The sequence below is a fragment of the Myxococcus vastator genome, assembly GCF_010894475.1.
In the GTDB taxonomy this organism is placed as follows: domain Bacteria; phylum Myxococcota; class Myxococcia; order Myxococcales; family Myxococcaceae; genus Myxococcus; species Myxococcus vastator.
In genome coordinates this window covers 1-3,034 of sequence record NZ_JAAIYB010000688.1, presented here as the reverse complement: position 1 = coordinate 3,034, position 3,034 = coordinate 1, and the positions used below count along the sequence as shown (strand labels likewise).

At 64.5% G+C, this 3,034-nt stretch carries 3 protein-coding genes; all 3 read left to right on the top strand.

Going from position 1 to position 3,034, the window contains the following annotated elements:
- Positions 1-386 precede the first annotated feature (386 nt).
- The 3 genes from G4D87_RS39795 to G4D87_RS36070 all read left to right on the top strand — a co-directional run bounded on the left by G4D87_RS39795 (position 387) and on the right by G4D87_RS36070 (position 2,699).
- On the top strand, positions 387-638 hold the full coding sequence (locus G4D87_RS39795) for a hypothetical protein (RefSeq protein WP_240358886.1): 252 nt from the start codon (positions 387-389) through the stop codon (positions 636-638).
- Positions 639-676: 38 nt separating this feature from the next.
- A complete protein-coding gene (locus G4D87_RS39790) occupies positions 677-1,066 on the top strand; it encodes a hypothetical protein (protein WP_240358885.1) in 390 nt (129 codons plus the stop codon).
- A 313-nt stretch (positions 1,067-1,379) separates the two neighbouring features.
- Positions 1,380-2,699: a DUF1254 domain-containing protein gene (locus G4D87_RS36070; RefSeq protein ID WP_163787337.1), complete on the top strand. Its 1,320-nt coding sequence runs from the start codon at positions 1,380-1,382 to the stop codon at positions 2,697-2,699.
- Positions 2,700-3,034: the final 335 nt, after the last annotated feature.

Below are 3,034 nucleotides of genomic sequence, written 5' to 3'. Positions count from 1 at the left end.
CGGTCCACGCGTCTCGCGGAGCGGGGCATAGGGGGGATGGGGCTCGCCGGCCCCGTCCCTCCGCCTCCGGCTGCGGCGCTCAGTTTCGAGCACAGCCCACCCGCCAGGGGGCGATCATCCAGGGCACTCGTCAGGTGGTGCACGAATCCGGTCACCCCTTCCGCGCGCAACCCCGCGACTCGACGACCCTTCTTCAAATCCGACCCCGAGAAAACGCATCAGGCCTGCCTCAGGACCCCAGGCGCCGTCAAATCTGACTCACCCAACAGCAGAGCGCCGTTGTTTGAATTTGACTTGTATCGCCAGTAAAGCCCGCGCTAGAGGAGTCACTGACAACCCATTGCGTCGGGGACGGCACATGCAGCGTTTGACGGTGGTGGCATTCAGTGCATTCTTGGTGGTGGCGTGCTCGGACAATAAACAAGCTCCCGCTGGTCCGCCAGGGCCCGCAGGAGCGGCTGGCGCTACCGGACCCGTGGGGCCCGCAGGAGCGGCTGGCGCTACCGGACCCGTGGGGCCCGAAGGGGCGGCTGGCGCTACCGGACCCGTGGGGCCCGAAGGGGCGCAGGGTCCTGCGGGTGCGCCAGGGCCCGCGGGCCCTGGGTTGGTTTGGCGGGACGCACTGGGTGCCCGCGTAGGACCGACGACCGGACTCACGAATCCCTCTGGGATTGAAGTGTTCTACTTCGACCCGGAGAATCTACTCTGGCCCGTGGATCGGGAGTCCGGACAAATCGGTGGCGGGGCCTTCAGTACCACGCTCGGTATCGGCGCTGTCTATTTCGAAGGGACGGATTGCACGGGCACGGCCTATGTCAGTCCGCCGTTGCCTCGCTTCGTCTTCCTTGTCGCGGGGGACAGCACCTATCATGTTCGCCCTGACACCCTTCAGACGCAGCCGGTCACGACCATTCAGTCATTTTTGTCAGGCATCACCAATCCCACCTGCACCACCCGGACCTTCCCCAGCCTTTCGCTCGTCCCCGTGGCGGCGGTGTCTCCCATCCCCGCGCTCACGCCGCCAACCGTGAATTTTACCGGCCCTCTGCACCTGTCGCCCAACTAAACGAGACGTTGAGGTCCCTTGACGTCCGGTCTGCCGCAGGAGCCGATTTCCTGGCTCCTGTCGCTACCCGCCGTTAGAGAATCGTGAGCTTCCGTTCGGTCTTGGTCCCGGATGAACTCTGCCGCGCCTGCATATTGACCCGAACAGGAGTTTCAGCATGCAATCGGGAGTGACCTGGTCCGCACTGCCCTTGCTCCTCAACGTACGAACTGCCCGAATGCCGCACCAAGGCAGGCAGCATATCGACATTGCTGGCAGATTCGAACCTGGGGCTGCCTGCAACAGTCCCCCACCAATGTGAGTCCAAGATACCATGACACCGCTGCCCCCCGAAGAAGCGCAGGCGATCGCGTACGAAGCCTTTATGTACGGATACCCGCTGGCCGCGAACTACTCGATCCTGTGGCAGAGCACCCTCGCCATCCAACAGCAGTTCAATACATTCTACGGCAAGGCGCAGCTCTACGGCCCCGATGACACCACCGTCATCACTCCCAACAACGACACGGCGTACTCGCAGGGATGGCTCGACCTGGGCGCCGAGCCGATGGTGCTGCAGGTGCCGACGGTGCCCCAAAATCCAGAGCGCTACTATAGTTTCCAGATCATCGACGCGTGCACCAACAACGTTGGATACGTCGGCTCGTTGACAACCGGCACGGCGGCAGGCAACTACGTGCTTGCGCCCCCCGGCATGGTGCCGAGCAGCGTCCCGAACGCGACGGTGATCCCTGTCTCGGGGCGCTACATCTTTCTGCTCGGGCGCACGCAAATCCTGGGTCCCAACGACATCCCGGCGGCCCAGGCAATCATGGACCAATACGCGCTGGTCCCGCTGTCCCAGTTCCTCGGCCAGCCCGCGCCCGCGCCCGCGCCCGCGCCGCCATTCCTGCCGGTTGCCCCCTCGTTCGTCACGACGCTGGCATACTTCCAGTACCTCAACCTGGCGCTGACCTTCCAGACCCCGCCGGCCGGGGATGCTCCGCTCCTTGAGCGCTTCGCACGGATTGGCGTGGGGCCCGGCCTGCCCTTCAATCCCTCCACGCTCGATCCGGAATTGGCCGGTGCGTTCCAGCGCGGAATCCTTGAGGCCAGCAATGCCATCACGAACAAGACCAAGGAGGGCGCCGTCGAGAATGGCTGGAACCTCCCGGAGGTGAACCTCCCCTATTTTGGCACGGACTGGTGGACCGACTACGAATTCCGGTCGATGGTTGCACGTGCAGGGATCTACGCGAACTCGCCCTCGGAGGCGCTCTATTACCGCGGCTACCAGGACGTGATTTCAACGCCGCTCGACGGCGCAAACCAATACACGATGACGTTTCCCTCCTCCGACCAGCTCCCCCCTGCCACGGCCTTCTGGTCGCTGACCATGTACGGGGCGAATCAACTCCTGGTCCCGAACAGCATCAATCGCTACTCCCTCGGGAGTCAGTCGAGCCTGAGCGCCGCCGCAGACGGCTCCGTGACAATCTACATCCAGGCCAACGCGCCCACGGCCGCCGAGATGCCGAACTGGCTGCCTTCGCCGGCAAGTGGCTCGTTCTATGTCGTGCTTCGCATCTACGGCCCGGAGAATATGTCCTACATTCCGCCGGGACTGGTGCGGGTCGGCAGTTCCGGTTCGTGACGGCTGTGCGCTCAAGCGCCCTTCTCTGAGGCCGGTTTCTTGAGGGCGACGACGCCTTTGATGCCAGGTGGTTTTCAAGCGGGCACCAACCATTCACCGGCTGGTGCCTGCGTGAAGAGACAGCCGGGCAGCGGACACCGCCACTCGTGGCGGAGCTCGCCTCCCGGGACGCACGGATGGCGAAGCGGGAAGCGGCGCTGGAGCCCGGTCCGCGCATTCCGAACAAGCCGGTGAGCGGTTACTGAAGACGGAGCTCCTGGTCAGCCTCCTCCCCTATCGGCCCGACAAGCGCCACGTCCGCGCCCATCCGTCAACGCGTGCCTGGGCGCCCCCTC